12 protein-coding genes are annotated in these 19,100 nt (G+C 64.5%); 8 read left to right on the forward strand and 4 right to left on the reverse strand.

The features are described from left to right. The 4 genes from ACQKPE_RS02320 to ACQKPE_RS02335 all read right to left on the reverse strand — a co-directional run. A partial coding sequence (locus ACQKPE_RS02320) for a UxaA family hydrolase (RefSeq protein ID WP_427663154.1) occupies positions 1-1,184 on the reverse strand: 1,184 nt, incomplete at its 3' end. Between the two features lie 77 nt (positions 1,185-1,261). Beyond that, on the reverse strand, positions 1,262-2,623 hold the full coding sequence (locus ACQKPE_RS02325) for an MFS transporter (RefSeq protein ID WP_427663155.1): 1,362 nt from the start codon (positions 2,621-2,623) through the stop codon (positions 1,262-1,264). A gap of 106 nt (positions 2,624-2,729) precedes the next feature. After that, complete coding sequence (gene kdgD / locus ACQKPE_RS02330; protein WP_427663156.1) at positions 2,730-3,641, reverse strand: 5-dehydro-4-deoxyglucarate dehydratase; 912 nt, start codon at positions 3,639-3,641, stop codon at positions 2,730-2,732. 467 nt (positions 3,642-4,108) lie between these two features. After that, positions 4,109-4,921, reverse strand: coding sequence for a gamma-glutamyl-gamma-aminobutyrate hydrolase family protein (locus ACQKPE_RS02335; protein WP_427663157.1), 813 nt, complete (start codon positions 4,919-4,921; stop codon positions 4,109-4,111). 403 nt (positions 4,922-5,324) lie between these two features. Here ACQKPE_RS02335 and ACQKPE_RS02340 point away from each other — a divergent pair, with 403 nt between their 5' ends. The 8 genes from ACQKPE_RS02340 to ACQKPE_RS02375 all read left to right on the forward strand — a co-directional run bounded on the left by ACQKPE_RS02340 (position 5,325) and on the right by ACQKPE_RS02375 (position 19,026). Continuing rightward, on the forward strand, positions 5,325-6,350 hold the full coding sequence (locus tag ACQKPE_RS02340) for an Ldh family oxidoreductase (RefSeq protein ID WP_427663158.1): 1,026 nt from the start codon (positions 5,325-5,327) through the stop codon (positions 6,348-6,350). Between the two features lie 115 nt (positions 6,351-6,465). After that, positions 6,466-7,665: an aromatic amino acid transaminase gene (locus tag ACQKPE_RS02345; protein WP_427663159.1), complete on the forward strand. Its 1,200-nt coding sequence runs from the start codon at positions 6,466-6,468 to the stop codon at positions 7,663-7,665. Positions 7,666-7,919: 254 nt separating this feature from the next. Further along, positions 7,920-9,203 carry an aromatic amino acid transport family protein gene (locus tag ACQKPE_RS02350; RefSeq protein WP_427663160.1) on the forward strand — a complete coding sequence of 428 codons (1,284 nt, stop codon included), beginning with the start codon at positions 7,920-7,922 and terminating at the stop codon, positions 9,201-9,203. Positions 9,204-9,334: 131 nt separating this feature from the next. After that, a complete protein-coding gene (gene tpx, locus ACQKPE_RS02355; protein WP_427663161.1) occupies positions 9,335-9,835 on the forward strand; it encodes a thiol peroxidase in 501 nt (166 codons plus the stop codon). Between the two features lie 200 nt (positions 9,836-10,035). Then, the gene (locus ACQKPE_RS02360; RefSeq protein WP_427663162.1) at positions 10,036-11,328 is read left to right on the forward strand and encodes an MdtA/MuxA family multidrug efflux RND transporter periplasmic adaptor subunit; all 1,293 of its coding nucleotides are present in this window, start codon (positions 10,036-10,038) and stop codon (positions 11,326-11,328) included. Continuing rightward, complete coding sequence (locus tag ACQKPE_RS02365) at positions 11,325-14,423, forward strand: MdtB/MuxB family multidrug efflux RND transporter permease subunit (protein ID WP_427663163.1); 3,099 nt, start codon at positions 11,325-11,327, stop codon at positions 14,421-14,423. The genes ACQKPE_RS02360 and ACQKPE_RS02365 overlap by 4 nt, the downstream gene beginning before the upstream one ends. Next, the gene (locus ACQKPE_RS02370; RefSeq protein ID WP_427663164.1) at positions 14,420-17,530 is read left to right on the forward strand and encodes an efflux RND transporter permease subunit; all 3,111 of its coding nucleotides are present in this window, start codon (positions 14,420-14,422) and stop codon (positions 17,528-17,530) included. The genes ACQKPE_RS02365 and ACQKPE_RS02370 overlap by 4 nt, the downstream gene beginning before the upstream one ends. Beyond that, complete coding sequence (locus ACQKPE_RS02375; RefSeq protein WP_427663165.1) at positions 17,527-19,026, forward strand: efflux transporter outer membrane subunit; 1,500 nt, start codon at positions 17,527-17,529, stop codon at positions 19,024-19,026. The genes ACQKPE_RS02370 and ACQKPE_RS02375 overlap by 4 nt, the downstream gene beginning before the upstream one ends. Positions 19,027-19,100 lie beyond the last annotated feature (74 nt).

The following is a 19,100-nucleotide window of genomic DNA, read 5'->3' on the forward strand; positions in this document are numbered from 1 at the left end:
GGGCCCACCACGCCCTGGATGGCGCCGCTGCCGGACTTGACGATCGAACCCAGGGATTTCTCGACGATATTCGACAACCCGCCTTTCTTGTTGCCAGGCGTGGTGTTGGCGCTGCGGTCGGCGGCGCCCTGTTGCAGGTAGCGGTCGTACCAGTCCATCTCGCGCACCAGCGCATCGGCCACTTCCGGGGTTTCGGCGCGGGAGGTGAGCATGTAGATGGCATCGCGCACTTCGGTGACTTCCGAGAACAGCACCGTGGCGCCGGCACGCACCAGCAGGTCGGAGGCATAGCCCAGCGCCGGGTTGGCGGTAATACCGGAGAACGCATCGCTGCCGCCGCACTGCATGCCCAGGATCAACTCGCTGGCCGGCACGGTTTCACGGCGGCGCTGGTCGAGCTTCTTCAGGCGCGTCTCGGCCAGCTCCATGATCTGCTCGACCATTTCCACGAAGCCCAGCTTGGCGTCCTGCAAGCGGTACAGCCAGGGGTCGCTGAGGTCGACCGAGGGGTCGTTCTCGTGCATCACCTGCTCGGCCTGCAATTTCTCGCAGCCCAGGCTGATGACCAGTGCTTCACCGCCCAGGTTGGGGTTGCGCGCCAGGTTGCGCACGGTACGAATCGGGATATACGCGTCGCGGGCGTTGATCGCCACGCCGCAGCCGTAGCTGTGGGTGAGGGCGACCACGTCATCGACGTTGGGGTATTTGGGCAGCAGCTCTTCGCGAATGCGCTTGACCGTGTGGTCCAGCACGCCGGTGACGCACTGCACGGTGGTGGTGATGCCAAGGATGTTGCGGGTACCGACAGTACCGTCGGCGTTGCGGTAACCCTCGAAGGTGAAGCCTTCGAGCGGGGGCAGGGCGGCAGGCACGGCATCACAGCGCGGCAGGCTGTCGAGTTCCGGTGCGGCCGGCATGGCCAGTTGGCTTTCCTGTACCCAGCTGCCCTGGCGCAGGTCTTCCAGGGCGTAGCCGATGATTTGCCCGTAGCGGCGTACGGCGTCACCTTTGGCGATGGTCACGGTGGCCACCTTGTGGCTCTGCGGTACGCCTTCGACCAGGGTCAGGCCGTCAGCGAAACGTGCACCTTCGCCCAGGCCGCCATCGTTGACCACGACCACGACATTGTCGTCATCGTGCAGGCGGACGTAGCGGGGCGACTCGGAGTGTTCGATCAACTGCATGGTGGTGCCCTTCCAATTTTTTCTCAGGCTATTCATCCGCCTGTACCCGGCCAGGGCCGGGTACGGGCGTGTGCGACTCAGTGACGCGAGCCTGCCAGTTCGCTGCCGGCGGGCGGGATGCTTTCAGGCGACGCTTCTTCGCGCAGCTCAATACGCTTGATCGGGCCGACGATCACCAGGTAGCTGAACACCGCCACCAGTGCGTTGGCACCCACGTACACCAGGGCCCACTTGAACGAGCCAGTGGCGCTGATGATGTAGCCGATGACGATCGGAGTGGTGATCGAGGCGATGTTGCCGAAGGTGTTGAACAGGCCACCAGACAAGCCGGCGATCTGCTTGGGCGAGGTGTCGGCCACCACAGCCCAGCCCAGGGCGCCAATGCCTTTGCCGAAGAAGGCCAGGGTCATGAAGCCTACGACCATCCACTCGGCGTCGACGTAGTTGCAGAAGACCATAGTGGTCGACAGCAACAGGCCGCAGACGATCGGCAGCTTGCGGGCGAAGGTCAGGGTATGACCGCGACGCAGCAGCCAGTCGGACAGCACGCCACCCAACACACCGCCGATGAAGCCGCAGATGGCCGGCAAGGAGGCGATGATGCCCGCCTTGAGGATGGTCATGCCGCGTTCCTGCACCAGGTACACCGGGAACCAGGTGAGGAAGAAGTAGGTGATGGCGTTGATGCAGAACTGGCCCAGGTACACGCCCAGCAGCATGCGGCTGGTCAGCAGTTGCTTGACGTAGCCCCATTTCGGGCCGTCGTTGGCACGTTTCTGGTCCATGTCCACCAGGCCGCCACCTTGCTCGATATGCTCGAGTTCGGCCTGGCCAATGCGGGGGTGCTGGCGCGGGTTGTAGATGGTCTTGAGCCAGATGCCAGAGAACACGATACCCAGTGCGCCCATCACCACGAACACGTGCTCCCAGCCGAAGCTGTAGACGATCCAGCCCATCAGCGGCGCGAACAGCGCGGTGGCGAAGTACTGCGCCGAGTTGAAGATCGCCGAGGCCGTGCCGCGTTCGGCGGTCGGGAACCAGGCCGCCACGATACGGGCGTTACCCGGGAACGACGGGGCTTCGGCGAAGCCGACGAGGAAGCGCAGGGTGAACAGGGTGACCACTGCCCAGGCCACCGGCATGCCGCCGACGAAGCCTTGCAGCAGGGTGAACAGCGACCAGGTGAAGATACTGAAGGCGTAGACGTTCTTGGAGCCGAAGCGGTCCAGCAACCAGCCACCGGGGATTTGCCCGGCCACGTAGGCCCAGCCGAAGGCGGAGAAGATGTAGCCAAGGGTGACGGCGTCAATGCCAAGGTCTTTCTGCAGGCTGGAGCCTGCGATGGCGATGGTGGCGCGGTCTGCGTAGTTGATCGTGGTCACCAGGAACAGCATGAACAGGATCAGGTAGCGCACATGCGTCTTTTTAGTCGCTTGCATGCTGGGGTACTCCCACTATTTATTCTTGTGCGGGCGGATCGAATTGTAAGCCGGGGCGCTGTCGGGCGCCCCGGTGGCGGCATTGGCAGGCCGCGTTGCACCGTGCTTACTGCGGGCCCATCTTGTCCATCAGGGCGGCCAGCATTTCGTACTCTTCGGGGGTCAGGTCGGTCAGCGGGGTACGCACCGGGCCTGCGTCATAACCGGCGATCTTGGCGCCTGCCTTGACGATGGACACGGCGTAGCCCGACTTGCGGTTACGGATGTCCAGGTATGGCAGGAAGAAATCGTCGATCAGCTTGGCGACGGTGGCGTGATCGTCGCGGGCAATGGCGTGGTAGAAGTCCATCGCGGTCTTCGGTACGAAGTTGAACACGGCTGAAGAGTAGACCGGCACGCCGAGTGCCTTGTAGGCCGCAGCATACACCTCGGCGGTAGGCAGGCCGCCCAGGTAGCTGAAGCGGTCACCCATGCGACGACGGATCGACACCATCAGCTCGATGTCGCCCAGGCCATCCTTGTAGCCGATCAGGTTCGGGCAGCGCTCGGCCAGCTTTTCCAGCAGGTCGGCGTTGAGGCGGCAGACGTTACGGTTGTAGACCACTACGCCGATGTTTACCGACTTGCACACCGCCTCTACGTGGGCGGCAACGCCGTCCTGGCTGGCTTCGGTCAGGTAGTGCGGCAGCAGCAGCAGGCCCTTGGCGCCCAGACGCTCGGCTTCCTGTGCGTATTCGATGGCCTGGCGGGTGGAGCCGCCGACGCCTGCGAGGATTGGCACCGACTTGGCGCAGGTGTCGACTGCGGTCTTGATGACCTGGCTGTACTCGCTGGCGGCCAGGGAGAAGAACTCACCGGTGCCACCGGCGGCGAACAGCGCGCTGGCGCCGTAGGGAGCCAGCCATTCCAGGCGCTTGACGTAGCCTGCTGGGTTGAAATCGCCTTGGGCGTTGAAGTCGGTGACAGGGAACGACAGCAGGCCGTGGGAAAGGATGGATTGCAGTTCTTGTGAAGTCATTGTTGTAGGCATCCTGTTGGGCGCTTGGAAAAGGTAGAGAACCAAGGCGAGAGGTAAGTTATCGTACAACCTAAATTATGACTAGTCCTTGGCAGGAAATTTTTTTGCGAGGGGATGGGTGGTGGAAGCGGTCGGGCCTTGCGCCAAAGTGTTCCTGCATTTCGTAATAACTGGACTGCCCCCAAGAACTGTGGGAGCGGGTTTACCCGCGAATGAGCCACCGCGGTGCCTGGCCAGGGCTTTGCCCTGGTTCGCGGGTAAACCCGCTCCCACATGCACTGCGCCGCGCTTTAGAACCTGATCAAGCAGGTCATCGTATGTCTTTAGGCAGGAAAAAAATGATCGCGGAGACAGGCGCAAGCCCGCCGCCCGCTTCCACGGAAGGTGTTCTGGGACCAGCAGAGGGTGTCCGGGGAAACAGGGGCGGCCTTGCGCCGCCCCGCGATCAAAGCTAACGAAGCGAGGGGTCAGGCCGCCTGGTGACGCTTGCTGGCCTGGTTTTTACCGACCTGGGCGCGGCACGCATCGCCAAAGGCCTGGAACATCTTGATCGAATCAGGGTTGTCGGCCGCCTGCCACTCGGGGTGCCACTGCACGGCGAACAGGAAGGGCGAGATGCTTGGGGCGTGGATCGCCTCGACCAACCCATCTTCGGCATGGGCGATCGGCTCCAGGCCTTCGCCCAGGTTGCGCAAGCCCTGGCCATGCAGCGAGTTGACGCGAATCTCGTCACTGCCGAGGGTGTCGCGCAGCCAGCTGCCAGGCTTGATCGTCACGCTGTGAGCAGGCCCGTACTGCACCTCGACCGGGTCTTCGGGGTTTTCGCGGTGGTCATTGAAGCCGGGTTCGGCATATACCTTCTGGTAGATATCGCCGCCCAGGGCCACGTTGATTTCCTGCATGCCCCGGCAGATGCCGAAGATCGGCAGGCCACGGGCGATGGCCAGTTGTACCAGGGGGATGTCGAACAGGTCGCGGTCCTTGTCCTGGGCCTTGCCGGGGGTTTCGTTCTCCTGCCCATAAAGCGCCGGGTCGATGTTGCTGCCGGCGCCGGTCAGGTAGATGCCGTCGGCCATGTCGAGGTAGGCCTCGAGGTCTTCGGTGCCGCAGCAGGTAGGGACCAGGACCGGGACGCAGCCTGCGAACTCGACCAGCGGGGTGATGTATTTATGGGTCATGACCTGATAGTCATGGCCTTTGCGCTCTTGGGTGCCCATGGTCATCAGGACGACGGGTTTGCGCGGGGATGGGGTCTTGTTGCCAATGTTGCTGTTGGACATATGTCACCTTGGGACAAGCTCGGCCTGTCGTTGTTGTGCAGGTGCGCGGCCTTGAGCCTTGTGTGCGCAACCTGTCGTCCCGAGCACTGCCGGTGCGCCTCAAGGGGCTGCAATTCCGGTCGGGACATAGGTTCTAGCTTGACAGAGCCGTTCGATATGTCAAACGAGTGGCGCGTCGGTATATCGCCTGTTCTTGAGCGTTTTCGGGGCTGTAAGCCATGGCTGGCAAGGGTTTGGTCGAGGCGCCGGTCAATAATATTTAACGATGCAGTTGGGTCATTGCGTCGCTGCAATGTCGGGTTGCCAGGCGCGGGGAAATTTGACAGCTCCCGGCGCCCAGGCAGAAAGTGCCGTCACTGACGCCTACGCTGTAGCCACTCCAATACCTATAAAGGAGCTCCAGATGTCCGCACCTTCCGCCAGCCCCGTCGTACGCATGCCGTTCAGCGAGTTGCAGGGGCTGTTGCAGCGTATCTTCGTGCGCCATGGCTGCGCCGAGCAGGTCGCTTCGGTTCTGGCCCATAACTGCACCAGCGCCCAGCGCGACGGGGCGCATAGCCACGGTATATTTCGCATGCCGGGCTACGTGTCCACCCTGGCCAGCGGCTGGGTAAATGGCCAGGCCCAACCTCAGGTCAGCGATGTAGCGCCGGCCTTCGTACGTGTCGATGCCGGCGGCGGTTTCGCCCAGCCAGCCCTGGCTGCCGCGCGGGCGTTGTTGGTGGAGAAGGCGCGCACGGCGGGCATCGCAGTACTGGCGATTCATAATTCCCACCATTTCGCCGCCCTATGGCCAGATGTCGAGCCCTTTGCCGAAGAGGGCCTGGTAGCCCTGAGCGTGGTCAACAGCATGACCTGCGTGGTGCCCCACGGCGCCCGCAAGCCGCTGTTCGGCACCAACCCCATCGCCTTCGCTGCGCCCTGTGAAGGTAGCGACCCGATCGTCTTCGACATGGCCACCAGCGCCATGGCCCATGGCGATGTGCAGATCGCAGCGCGCCAGGGCCAGCAGTTGCCGCTCGGCGTTGGCGTGGATGCTGCCGGTGAGCCCACCACCGACCCCAAAGCCATCCTCGAAGGCGGCGCCTTGTTGCCCTTTGGCGGGCACAAGGGCTCGGCGCTGTCGATGATGGTCGAGCTGCTGGCGGCGGCGCTGACCGGCGGGCATTTTTCCTGGGAGTTCGACTGGGCCAAGCACCCCGGCGCCAAGACGCCGTGGACCGGCCAGTTGATCATCGTCATCGACCCGAGCAAGGCAGAAGGCGGGCGCTTCGCCTTGCGCAGCCGCGAGCTGGTAGGGCAGATGCAGGCCGTGGGCTTGTCGCGCCTGCCTGGCGAACGGCGTTTTCGCGAGCGGGCGCAGGCCGCGCGCGAGGGCGTGGCACTGACCGAACAGGAGCTTCAGGGGTTGCGCGCGCTGTTGGCGTGAAGCTATGCAGCGCTGCACGAGCATTGTGCACATTCAATGATGTTCCTGCGCCGCCACTGCGGGTATTCTCTGGACAATCTTTTTCGAACTGTCCTGATCCAAGGAGCTGTGCGCTGTGTTCAAACATGTCGATGCCTATGCCGGCGACCCGATTCTCTCGCTGATGGAGACCTTCAAGGCCGACCCCCGTGCCGACAAGGTCAACCTGAGTATCGGCCTGTACTACGACGAAGCTGGCGTGGTGCCGCAACTGGCGGCGGTGGGCGAGGTGGAGAAGCGCCTGGCCGGGAAACCCCACGAAGCCTCGCTGTACCTGCCGATGGAAGGCCTGGCCAGCTATCGCCAGGCGATCCAGACGCTGCTGTTCGGTGCCGAGCACCCAGCGGTGACCGGCAAGCGCATCGCCACTGTGCAGACCGTTGGCGGCTCCGGCGCGCTGAAGGTCGGTGCCGACTTCCTCAAGCGCTACTTCCCGCAGTCCGAGGTGTGGGTCAGCAACCCCACCTGGGACAACCACCGCGCAATCTTCGAAGGCGCGGGCTTCAAGGTGCACACCTACCCATACTTCGATCAGGCCAGCCGTGGCCTGGACTTCGCCGGCATGCTGGCGGCCCTGCAGGGCTTGCCCAAGCAGGCCATCGTGCTGCTGCACCCGTGCTGCCACAACCCCACAGGCGTCGACTTGGACCAGAGCCAGTGGCAGCAGGTGGTGGAAGTGGTCAAGGCGCGTGAGCTGATCCCGTTCCTCGACATCGCCTACCAGGGCTTCGGCGAAGGCCTGGAGCAGGATGCCTATGCCATCCGCGAAATGGCCCGTGCCGGTGTACCGTGCCTGGTCAGCAACTCGTTCTCGAAGATCTTCTCGCTGTATGGCGAGCGGGTAGGGGGTCTGTCAGTAGTCAGCGACGATGCCGACAGCGCCCAGAGCGTGCTTGGCCAGCTCAAGGCCACGGTGCGTCGCAACTACTCCAGCCCACCCACCTTCGGCGCCCAGCTGGTAGCCGGTGTGCTCGGTGATGCCGCGCTCAACGCCCAGTGGGTGGCCGAGGTGGAAGTGATGCGCAAGCGTATCCTCAACATGCGCCAAGGCCTGGTCGACCTGCTTGGGCAGTTGCTGCCGGGCCAGGACTTCCAGTTCTTCGTACGTCAGCGCGGCATGTTCAGCTACACCGGCCTCAGCGTCGAGCAGGTGCGTCGCCTGCGTGACGAGTTCGGCGTGTACCTGATCGACAGCGGGCGTATGTGCATGTCCGGCCTGCGCCCGGCCAACCTGCGCCAGGTGGCCGAAGCTATCGCGGCGGTTCAGCAAGGCTGATGCAACAGCGCCAGGTACCTGGCGCTCGTTCAACAACGACACGGACCCTGTAGTAAGCGGGCTTGCCCGCTCCTACAGGGTCCGTGTTGCTTTTGGAGGGCGCACACAAAAGGTGCAACCGTCCCTCGGAAAGGGTTTCCCTGGTGCAACCTTTCGGTGCACAATCGCGCCCCTCTTTTCGGTTGAGGTGGCGTGAGGCTTCTATTTCGCCACTCTCAGCCTGTTGTAGTCTTGCGAGTGGAGTTGCACCCGGAATGAACGAGCAGGCCCAAAGCGTCGAACAACGCTTCGAATCGACCCAGACCGCCACCCTCGGCAGCTGGTCCCGTCACGACACCACCTGGATGCTGGGCCTGTTCGGCACGGCCATCGGCGCCGGAACCCTGTTCCTGCCGATCAACGCCGGCCTCGGCGGTTTCTGGCCACTGCTGGTCCTGGTGCTGCTGGCCTTCCCCATGACCTACTTCGCCCACCGCGCGCTCACCCGCTTCGTGCTGTCCGGGAGGGGCGACGGCGACATCACCCAGGTGGTCGAGGAGCACTTCGGCATCAAGGCCGGTGCCGCGATCACGGTGCTGTACTTCTTCGCCATCTTCCCCATCCTGCTTATTTATAGTGTTGCGCTGACCAACACCGTCACCAGCTTCATGGAGCACCAACTGCACATGACCCCGCCGCCGCGGGCGATCCTGTCGTTCGTGCTGATTCTCGGCCTGCTGGCGATCGTGCGCTGCGGTGAGCAGGCCACGGTCAAGGTCATGAGCCTGCTGGTCTACCCCTTCATCGTCGCCCTGGCGCTGCTGGCGCTTTACCTGGTGCCGCACTGGAACGGCGGCATCCTCGACACCGCCAGCCAGCTGCCGTCGGGCTCGGCCTTCCTGCACACGGTGTGGCTGGCGATTCCGGTGATGGTGTTCTCCTTCAACCACTCGCCGATCATCTCGGCCTTCGCTGTCGACCAGAAGCGCCGCCACGGCATGCATGCCGATGAGCGCAGCGGGCAGATCCTGCGACGCGCCCACCTGCTGATGGTGGCCATGGTGCTGTTCTTCGTGTTCAGCTGCGTCCTCACCCTGAGCAGCGCCCAACTGGCCGAGGCCAAGGCGCAGAACCTGTCGATCCTGTCGTACCTGGCCAACCACTTCAGCAACCCGGCCATCGCCTTTGCAGCGCCTTTGATCGCCTTCATCGCCATCGCCAAGTCGTTCCTCGGCCACTACATCGGTGCCAGCGAGGGCCTCAAGGGCATCATCGCCAAGACCGGCCTGCGCCCAGGCGCCAAGGCCATGGATCGCACCGTCGCTGGCCTGATGCTGGTGGTGTGTTGGGCGGTCGCCACCCTCAACCCGAGCATCCTGGGGATGATCGAGTCGCTGGGCGGGCCGATCCTGGCAGTGCTGCTGTTCCTGATGCCGATGTATGCCATTCGCCGGGTGCCGTCGATGCGCAAGTACAGCGGTGCGCTGTCCAACGTGTTCGTCGTGGTGATCGGTCTGGTGGCCTTGAGCTCGGTGGTGTACGGACTGATTCCACGCTAACGGCGCAGCTTGCGCAAAAGCCCGGGTCGACGCATGTCACCCGGGCTTTTTGTTGCGTGCGACAGTAGGCACCCGCACGCCTTCATGCTTAACTCTGGGTCTTTTCCCAAACCCGTATAAGGACTTCTGCCATGGCTCAAGTGACTCACAAAGGCAACCCGATCAAGGTCAACGGCGAACTGCCGCAGGTCGGTGCCCAGGCCCCGGCCTTCACCCTGGTCGGCGAGGGCCTGGCCGACAAGTCGCTCAATGACTACGCCGGCAAGCGCAAGGTACTGAACATCTTCCCAAGCATCGACACCCCGACCTGCGCCACCTCCGTGCGCAAGTTCAACGCCCAGGCCAACGATGTGGCCAACACTGTGGTGCTGTGCGTTTCGGCCGACCTGCCGTTCGCCCAGGCGCGCTTCTGCGGCGCAGAGGGCCTGAGCAACGTGAAGAACCTGTCGACCTTCCGCAGCCATGGCTTCCACGAGCAGTACGGCGTGGCCATCGCCGAAGGCCTGCTGGCCGGCCTGACCGCGCGTGCCGTGGTGGTGCTGGATGAACACGACAAGGTGCTGCACAGCGAGCTGGTGGCCGAGATCGGCCAGGAGCCGAACTACGAGGCGGCGCTGGCTGTCTTGAAGTAAGGCAAGTGCCCCTGCGTTAACATTCTGCATACACACTGTAACGGCCTGGAAATACTTCCCAGGCCGTTTTCATTTAAAGTTCATCGGTTTAGTAACGTCAGCCCAAGGTAAATCCCTGGTAAAGGCCCTTTGCGAAACCTGCACCAGTGCTTATGGTGCAACCTCCCCACATCGCTCTCTGAACAAGGTTCGTTCAAGCCATGCAAGCTTCTGTCTCCCGTTCCCCTCGTCGCTGGCTGTTCGGCCTGCTGATCCTGCTGCTGGTGGCCTTGCTGGCCTGGTGGCTGTGGCCCGCCGCGCCGGTGCATCAGGAGGGGGCGGGGGCCAATGGCCGCCCAGGACGCGGCGGTGCCATGGGCATGGGGCGCCCCGGCTTCGGCGGCTCCACCGAGCCGGTACCGGTGCGCGTCGAGCCTGTGCGGGTCGGTGACTTCCCGCTGTACTTCAAGGCCCTGGGCACGGTAACGGCGACCAACACGGTCAATGTGCGTAGCCGGGTGGCCGGCGAGCTGGTGAAGATCCACTTCAAGGAAGGCCAGCAGGTCAAGGCCGGCGACCTGCTCGCCGAGATCGACCCGCGCCCCTACCGCATCGCCCTGCAACAGGCCGAAGGCACCCTGGCGCAGAACCAGGCGCAGCTGAAAAACGCCCAGGTGGACCTTGCGCGCTACAAGGGCCTGTATGCCGAAGACAGTATCGCCAAGCAGACCCTAGACACCGCCGAGGCGCAGGTGGGGCAGTTCCTGGGGCTGGTCAAGACCAACCAGGCCGCCGTCAGCGATGCGCGCCTTAATCTCGAGTTCACCCAGATCCGCGCGCCGATCAACGGGCGCCTGGGCCTGCGCCAGCTCGACCTGGGCAACCTGGTGGCGACCAACGACACCACCGCGCTGGTGATCATCACCCAGACCGAGCCGATCAACGTCGCCTTCACCCTGCCCGAAACCGAGCTGGCCACGGTGCTGGAGCGCTACCGCAGTGGCGCCAGCCTGGCGGTGGAGGCCTGGGACCGTGGCGATACCAAGCTGCAATCCACCGGTGTGCTGGGCAGCCTGGACAACCAGATCGACACCACCACCGGCACCCTGAAGTTCAAGGGCTTCTTCGAGAACAAGGACCACGCCCTGTTCCCCAACCAGTTCGTCAACGTGCGCCTGCTGGCCGACACCCTCAAGCAGGTGACCCTGGCGCCGTCTGCGGCCATCCAGTACGGCAACGACGGCACCTTCGCCTATGTGGTCAACGCCGAAAGCAAGGTCAATATCCGCAAACTCAAGGTAGGGGCCAGCGACGGCGAGAACAGTGTGATCCTCGAAGGCCTGAAGGTCGGCGACAAGCTGGTGCTCGAAGGCACCGACCGCCTGCGCGAGGGTAGCCCGGTGGAAGTGGTGCAAGACAGCTCGCAAGTGCCGACCACCCCCGGCCAGCACCTGCAAGGCCAGGATGCCAAGGGTTCGGCCGAGGTCGGTGAGTCGGGCAAGGCGGGCGCATGAACATCTCGCGGTTGTTCATCCTGCGGCCAGTCGCCACCACGCTGAGCATGCTGGCCATTGTCCTGGCCGGTTTGATCGCCTACAAGCTGCTGCCAGTTGCGGCCTTGCCCCAGGTCGACTACCCGACCATCCGGGTCATGACCCTGTACCCCGGCGCCAGCCCGCAGGTGATGACCAGCGCGGTTACCGCGCCCCTGGAGCGCCAGTTCGGGCAGATGCCAGGGCTGACCCAGATGGCCTCGACCAGCTCCGGTGGCGCCTCGGTACTGACCCTGCGCTTCAACCTGGACATGAACATGGATGTCGCCGAGCAGCAGGTGCAGGCCGCGATCAACGCCGCCAGCAACCTGCTGCCCAGCGACCTGCCGGCACCGCCGGTGTACAACAAGGTCAACCCCGCCGACACCCCGGTGCTGACACTGGCGATTTCCTCCGCCACCTTGCCGCTGCCCAAACTCAACGACCTGGTCGACACCCGCGTGGCGCAGAAGCTCGCGCAGATCAGCGGCGTGGGCATGGTCAGCATCGCCGGTGGCCAGCGCCAGGCGGTGCGCATCAAGGTCAACGTCGACGCCCTGGCCGCCAACGGCCTGAACCTGGATGACGTGCGTACCCTGATCGGCGCCTCCAACGTCAACCAGCCCAAGGGCAACTTCGACGGCGCGACCCGGGTGTCGATGCTCGATGCCAACGACCAGCTGCGCTCGCCCGAGGAATACGCCAACCTGATTCTCGCCTACAACAATGGCGCACCACTGCGCCTGCGCGACGTCGCCGAAATCGTCGACGGCGCCGAGAACGAGCGCCTGGCGGCCTGGGCCAACCAGAACCAGGCGGTGCTGCTGAACATCCAGCGCCAGCCGGGGGCCAACGTCATCGAGGTGGTCGACCGCATCCAACAGATGCTGCCGAGCATCACCGACAACCTGCCGGCCGGCCTCGACGTATCGGTGCTCACCGACCGTACCCAGACCATCCGCGCCGCTGTGCGCGACGTGCAGCACGAGCTGCTGTTCGCCATCGCCCTGGTGGTGATGGTGACCTTCCTGTTCCTGCGCCGGGTCAGCGCAACGGTCATCCCGTCCATCGCCGTGCCGCTGTCGTTGATCGGCACGTTCGCGGTGATGTACCTGGCGGGCTTCTCGATCAACAACCTGACACTGATGGCCCTGACCATCGCCACCGGCTTCGTGGTGGACGATGCCATCGTCATGCTGGAGAACATCTCGCGGCACATCGAGGAGGGCGAGACGCCGATGCAGGCGGCGCTCAAGGGCGCGCGGCAGATCGGCTTCACCCTGGTGTCGCTGACCCTCTCGCTGATCGCGGTGTTGATCCCGCTGCTGTTCATGGCCGATGTGGTCGGCCGCCTGTTCCGCGAGTTCGCCATTACCCTGGCGGTGGCGATCCTGATTTCCCTGGTGGTGTCGCTGACCCTCACGCCGATGATGTGTGCGCGTTTGCTCAAGCGTGAACCCAAGCCTGAGGAACAGGGCCGTTTCTACCGTGCCAGCGGCGCCTGGATCGACTGGCTGATCGAGCACTACGGCCGTGCCCTGACCTGGGTGCTGCGCCACCAGCCGCTGACCCTGCTGGTGGCCATCGGCAGCCTAGCGCTGACCGTGTTCCTGTACGTGATCGTGCCCAAGGGCTTCTTCCCGGTGCAGGACACCGGGGTGATCCAGGGGATTTCCGAGGCGCCGCAGTCGGTGTCGTTCGCTGCCATGAGCGAGCGCCAGCAGGCCCTGAGCAAGGTGATCCTGCAAGACCCGGCGGTGCAGAGCCTGTCGTCCTACATCGGCGTGGACGGCGACAACGCCACCCTCAACAGTGGCCGCCTGCTGATCAATCTCAAACCCCATGGCCAGCGCGATGTCACCGCCAGCGAAGTGATCGCCCGCCTGCAACCGCAGCTCGATCGCCTGGTGGGTATCCGCCTGTTCATGCAGCCGGTGCAGGATTTGAGCATCGAAGACCGGGTCAGCCGCACCCAATACCAGTTCAGCCTGTCATCGCCCGATGCCGATCTGCTCGCCCAGTGGAGCGGCAAGCTGGCCGAGGCCCTGCAACAACGCCCCGAACTCAAGGATGTGGCCAGCGACCTGCAGGACAAGGGCCTGCAGGTGTACCTGGTGATCGACCGCGACCGCGCCAGCCGCCTGGGGGTCAGCGTGTCGCAGATCACCAACGCACTGTATGACGCGTTCGGCCAGCGGCAGATCTCCACCATCTATACCCAGGCCAGCCAGTACCGCGTGGTGTTGCAGTCGCAGGCAGCCGCGAGCATCGGCCCGCAAGCCCTGGAGTCGATCCACGTCAAGGCCACCGATGGCGGGCAGGTACGCCTGTCGGCGTTGGCGCGTATCGAGCAGCGCCAGGCGCAGTTGGCCATTTCCCACATCGGCCAGTTCCCGGCGGTAATGATGTCGTTCAACCTCGCCGATGGCGTGGCGCTGGGCGAGGCGGTCAAGGCGATCGAGCAGGTTCAGCACGACATCGGCATGCCGCTGGGCGTGCAAACCCGCTTCCAGGGCGCAGCCGAGGCGTTCCAGGCTTCGCTGTCGAGCACCTTGCTGCTGATTCTCGCCGCCGTGGTGACCATGTACATCGTGCTGGGCGTGCTGTACGAGAGCTATATCCACCCGGTGACCATCCTCTCGACCCTGCCATCGGCTGCGGTGGGGGCGCTGCTGGCGTTGCTGCTCAGCGGCAATGACCTGGGCATGATCGCCATCATCGGCATCATCCTGCTGATCGGCATCGTCAAGAAGAATGCGATCATGATGATCGACTTCGCCCTGGAGGCCGAGCGTCACCAGGGCATGACCCCGCACGAAGCGATCTACCAGGCAGCACTGCTGCGTTTCCGACCGATCCTCATGACCACCCTGGCGGCGCTGTTCGGCGCCTTGCCACTGATGTTCGCCACCGGCTCCGGTGCTGAGCTGCGCCAGCCGCTGGGCCTGGTGATGGTCGGCGGGCTGCTGGTCAGCCAGGTGCTGACGCTGTTCACCACGCCGGTCATCTACCTGTACTTCGACCGCCTGGCCCGGCCTTGGCGGCCCGCACCTGACGCGCCGCAGGCCCAGGCATGAACCTGTCTGCGCCGTTCATTCGCCGGCCGGTAGCGACCATGCTGCTGAGCCTGGCGATCATGCTGCTGGGCGGTCTGAGCTTCGGCCTGCTGCCAGTTTCGCCGCTGCCCAAGCTGGATTTTCCGGTAATCGTGGTACAGGCCAACCTGCCCGGCGCCAGCCCCGAGGTGATGGCCGCCACTGTGGCCACGCCGCTGGAGCGCAAGATGGGCGCCATCGCCGGGGTCACCACCCTGACCAGCCGGTCCAGCCAGGGCTCCACCCGGGTGATCATCGGTTTCGATGCCGGGACCAACGTCGACGCCGCCGCGCGCGAGGTGCAGGCGGCGATCAACGCCACCCGCAACCTGTTGCCCAGCGGTATGCGCAGCATGCCCACGTACAAGAAGGTCGACCCGTCCCAGGCGCCGATCATGGTGCTGTCGCTGACCTCGGACGTGTTGCAGAAAGGCCAGCTGTACGACCTGGCCGACACCATCCTGTCCCAGAGCCTGGCCCAGGTGGCGGGGGTAGGGGAGGTGCAGATCGGCGGCAGCTCGCTGCCTGCCGTGCGCATTTCCCTCGAACCGCAACTGCTCAACCAATATGGCCTGGCCCTGGACGACGTACGCACCGCCGTGGCCAACGCCAACCAGCGTCGGCCCATGGGCTTCGTCGAAGACAGCGAGCGTAACTGGCAGGTACGGGCCAACGACCAACTGGAGAAGGCCGCCGACTACGAGCCGCTGGTGATCCGCCAGCAGGACGGCGCGATCCTGCGCCTGGGCGATGTGGCAACGGTCACCGATGCGGTCGAGAACCGCTACAACAGCGGCTTTTTCAACGACCAGAGCGCGGTGTTGCTGGTGATCAACCGCCATACCGGCGCCAACATCATCCAGACCGTCGAACAGATCAAGGCGCAACTGCCGGCCTTGCAGTCGCTGCTGCTGGCCAGCGTTCAGTTGAACGTGGCCATGGACCGTTCGCCGGTGATCAAGGCGACCCTCAAGGAAGCCGAGCACACCCTGTTGATCGCCGTGGTGCTGGTGATCCTGGTGGTCTACCTGTTCCTCGGCAACCTGCGCGCCTCCTTGATCCCGAGCCTGGCAGTGCCGGTGTCGCTGGTGGGCACCTTCGCGGTCATGTACCTGTGCGGTTTCTCCCTGAACAACCTGTCGCTGATGGCGCTGATCCTTGCCACGGGCCTGGTGGTGGACGATGCCATCGTGGTGCTGGAGAACATCTCGCGGCATATCGAGGACGGCCAGCCGCCGATGCGCGCGGCGTTCCTCGGGGCGCGCGAGGTGGGCTTCACGCTGTTGTCGATGAACGTCTCGCTGGTGGCGGTGTTCGTCTCGATCCTGTTCATGGGCGGCATCATCCGCAGCCTGTTCCAGGAATTCTCGATCACCCTGGCGGCGGCGATCATCGTGTCGCTGGTGGTGTCCCTGACCCTCACGCCGATGCTCTGTGCACGCTGGCTCAAGCCCCACCAGCCGCAGCGCCAGACCCGCTTGCAACAGTGGAGCGATCGCCTGCACCAGCGCATGGTCGCCGGCTACGACCGCAGCCTTGGCTGGGCCTTGCGCCATCGGCGCCTGACGCTGCTCAGCCTGCTGGTGACCATCGTGGTCAACATCGCCTTGTACGTGGTGGTGCCCAAGACCTTCCTGCCGCAACAGGACACCGGCCAGCTGATCGGCTTCGTGCGCGGCGACGATGGGCTGTCGTTCACCGTGATGCAGCCGAAGATGGACATCTACCGCAGCGCCCTGCTCAAGGACCCAGCCATCCACAGCGTGGCCGGCTTCATCGGTGGCAACAACGGCACCAACAACGCCTTCATGCTGGTGCGCCTGAAACCGATCGCCGAGCGTGGCGCCTCGGCGCAACAGGTGATCGAGCGCCTGCGCAAGGAAATGCCCAAGGTGCCGGGCGGGCGGTTGTTCCTGATGGCCGACCAGGACCTGCAAATTGGCAATGCCGGGCGCGACCAGAGCAGCTCGCAGTACCAGTACATCCTGCAAAGCGGCGACCTGCTGGCCCTGCGCGAGTGGTACCCGAAAGTGCTCGCGGCCATGCGTGCACTGCCCGAGCTTACCGCCATCGATGGCCGCGACGGCGCCGGTACCCAGCAGGTGACCCTGGTGGTCGACCGCGACCAGGCCAAGCGCCTGGGCATCGACATGGCCATGGTGACCTCGGTGCTCAACAACGCCTACAGCCAACGGCAGATCTCCACCATCTACGACAGCCTCAACCAATACCAGGTGGTGTTGGAGGTCAACCCAAAGTACGCCCATGACCCAAGTACCTTGGAACAGGTTCAGGTGATCACTGCCGACGGTGCGCGTGTGCCGCTGTCGGCCTTCGCTCGTTACGAGAACAGCTTGAGCGATGACAGGGTCAGCCACGAAGGCCAGTTCGCGGCCGAGAACATCGCCTTCGACGTAGCCGAGGGCTACAGCCCCGACCAGGCCCTCGCGGCGCTGGAGCGGGCGGTGGCCACGGTGGGGCTGCCGGAGTCGGTGATCGCCAACCTGGGCGGTACTGCCGATGCCTTCGCCAAGACCCAGCAAGGCCAGCCGCTGATGATCCTTGGCGCCCTGGTGTTGGTGTACCTGGTGCTGGGCATCCTCTATGAGAGCTATATCCACCCGCTGACCATCCTCTCGACCCTGCCATCGGCCGGGGTCGGTGCCTTGCTGGCGCTGTACGCCACCGGCGGCGAGTTCAGCCTGATCTCGCTGCTGGGGCTGTTCCTGTTGATTGGCGTGGTGAAGAAGAACGCCATCCTGATGATCGACCTGGCCCTGCAACTGGAGCGCAACGACGGCCTGAGCCCCGAGGAGTCGATCCGCCGCGCCTGCCTGCTGCGCTTGCGGCCGATCCTGATGACCACCCTGGCCGCGATCCTTGGCGCGCTGCCGTTGCTGCTCAGCCGCGCCGAGGGCGCCGAGATGCGCCAGCCGCTGGGCCTTACCGTGATCGGCGGGCTGGTGTTCAGCCAGATCCTCACCCTCTACACCACGCCCGTGGTCTACCTGTACCTGGACCGCCTGCGCCACCGTTTCAACCGTTGGCGCGGCGTGCGCACCGACGCCGCACTGGATACCCCGCTATGAACTTTGCCCAAACCCCACTTCACCGTGCCCTGCAACTGCTGACCCGTGGTCGCGGCTCGCGGCTGCTCACCGCCAGCCTGTGCGTGGCGATGCTCAGCGCCTGTACCCTGAGCCCGGACTACCACCGCCCCGAAGTCAGCACTCCGGCACAGTTCAAGCAGGCCGAGGGCTGGACCCAGGCCAACCCGTCGGACGCCATCGCCCGTGGCGCGTGGTGGGAAATCTATGGCGATACCGGGTTGAACGCGCTGGTCGAGGAGCTGAACCGCAGCAACCAGACCGTCGCCCAGTACGAGGCGCAGTACCGCCAGGCTCAGGCGCTGATCCGCAGCAGTCGCGCCTCGCTGTTCCCGAGCCTGGACCTGACCACCAGCAAGAACCGCTCGGCCCAGGGCACCGGCAGTTCCAGCTCGAGCCTTTCGAACAACAGCAGCGGTATCCGCAACACCTATAACGCACAACTGGGCGTGAGCTGGGAAATCGACCTGTGGGGCAAGCTGCGCGAAACCCTCAACGCCAACGAAGCCAGCGCCGAGGCCAGCTTCGCCGACATGGCCGCGATTCGCCTGAGCCAGCAGTCGGAACTGGTGCAGAACTACCTGCAACTGCGGGTGATCGATGAGCAGAAGCGCTTGCTCGAAGCCACGGTGGCGGCCTACGAGCGCTCCCTGCGGATGAACGAAAACCAGTACCGCGCAGGCGTCGCCGGCCCCGATGCGGTCGCCCAGGCGCGTACCCAACTCAAGAGCACCCAGGCTGACCTGATCGATTTGGCCTGGCAGCGCGCCCAGTACGAGAACGCCATCGCCGTGCTGATGGGCAAGGCCCCGGCCGAGTTCTCCCTGGCCGCCAGCAACAGTATCCCGGCGCTGCCGACCATTCCGGTATCGCTGCCTTCGCAACTGCTCGAGCGCCGCCCGGACATCGCCTCGGCCGAGCGCCGGGTAATGTCGGCCAACGCCAATATCGGCGTGGCGCGCGCCGCGTACTTCCCGGACCTGTCGCTGAGCATGAGTGGTGGCTATTCCAGCAGCTCGTTCAACAACTGGGTCGAGTTGCCCAACCGCTACTGGTCGGTGGGGCCGCAATTGGCCCTGACGCTGTTCGATGCAGGCAGGCGCAGTGCCGAGGTGGACCGCACGGTCGCCGTGTACGACCAGACCGTGGCGCAGTACCGCCAGGCGGTGCTCGACGGTTTCCGCGAAGTGGAAAATTACCTGGTGCAACTGAAGGTGTACGGCGACGAGGCAGTGGTGCGCCAGGAGGCGCTGGATGCGGCGCGTGAGTCGCTGCGCCTGACCGAGAACCAGTACCGCGCCGGGCTGATCGGCTACCTGGATGTGGTGAACGTGCAGACCACCGCGCTGAGCAACGAGCGCAGCGTGCTGAACCTGCTGCAAGGGCGCCTGGTGGCCAGTGTGCAACTGATCGCCGCGCTCGGTGGCGGCTGGGAGGCGCAGCAGGCGTTTGCCGAGGCAGGCGAGCGCGGCGAATAAGCGCAGTTCAAAGGCGCAGCAGCAGCGCGCAGCTGGATCCATTCTTCTACGTAAAACCCCGTGCGTTTCGCCCG

Source organism: Pseudomonas sp. NPDC089554, assembly GCF_050280645.1.
Classification (GTDB): Bacteria; Pseudomonadota; Gammaproteobacteria; order Pseudomonadales; family Pseudomonadaceae; genus Aquipseudomonas.